Here is a 710-nt window from a genome sequence, read left to right as displayed (position 1 = left end):
CCACTTGTCTGCAAAAAGCCTCGTCCATGGCAACTTAGTTGACATACTTCACCTCCCTTTCTTTATTATTATTGCAAGTGAAATTATCTAGCTCTTCAGTGACGTTATTGAGTTCTTTTTCAACTTCTGAATTCCACAACCCACCATTGTCTAAACGTATGATGAATCCACCTTCAATCAAGGAATTCAAAGCTGCTTCAAACTCTTCTACTGGATAACCAACCCAAAAAGCTAATACCGTTAAGTCCTTTAAAATAGGTTCACCAGTATGGAGCATTAGAAGTCGCAACATGACATAGATACATTTCTCGGTCGGCGACAAACAACCAAGAGTAAGAAGCCATTTGTCTGCAAAAAGCCTCGTCCATGGTAATTTAATGGACATACCCCAATTCCCTTTCTTTAACTAAATATAAAATTGCTAAAGCATCTGCTTCGTTATCATCTTTCGGATTGTGCCCTTTTGCACGCACCGCCTTAATCATCTCTTCTTTCGACGCATTCCCCTTGCCTGTCGTCGCTTTCTTAATCGTACTTACTGGTATCCCCTCATACGGTATCTGATGCTGTTCACACCACGCCGTTAACGTTGCTAACAAACCACCGTAAACATGCGCTGCATCTGTACCTTTATGACGCCTCACCTCTTCAAAATACACCACGTCAATTTGACCTGCTGTCTGCTTTATTTCTGATAGCCATTGCTTAAA

General features: G+C 41.3%; 1 protein-coding gene and 1 pseudogene. Both read right to left on the bottom strand.

Features of this window, described 5'->3' with window-relative positions; genetic code table 11:
- Positions 1–34: 34 nt before the first annotated feature.
- The gene (locus ACFIKJ_RS09570) at positions 35–385 is read right to left on the bottom strand and encodes a DUF1376 domain-containing protein (RefSeq protein WP_273791607.1); all 351 of its coding nucleotides are present in this window, start codon (positions 383–385) and stop codon (positions 35–37) included.
- Positions 375–710, bottom strand: a pseudogene (locus ACFIKJ_RS09565) (crossover junction endodeoxyribonuclease RuvC); the annotation flags it as partial. The gene ACFIKJ_RS09570 and the pseudogene ACFIKJ_RS09565, both read right to left, overlap by 11 nt.

Origin of the sequence: Bartonella sp. PS7NMGDW (genome assembly GCF_042193585.1) — a bacterium.
Taxonomy (GTDB): domain Bacteria; phylum Pseudomonadota; class Alphaproteobacteria; order Rhizobiales; family Rhizobiaceae; genus Bartonella; species Bartonella grahamii.
Note: the sequence above shows the minus strand (reverse complement) of the source record. Positions and strands in the feature narration are given on the sequence as shown.

Excerpts from the sequence above, each read along its gene's own strand:
- ACFIKJ_RS09570 (WP_273791607.1), bottom strand. The coding sequence starts at position 385 with ATGTCCATTAAATTACCATGGACGAGGCTTTTTGCAGACAAATGGCTT.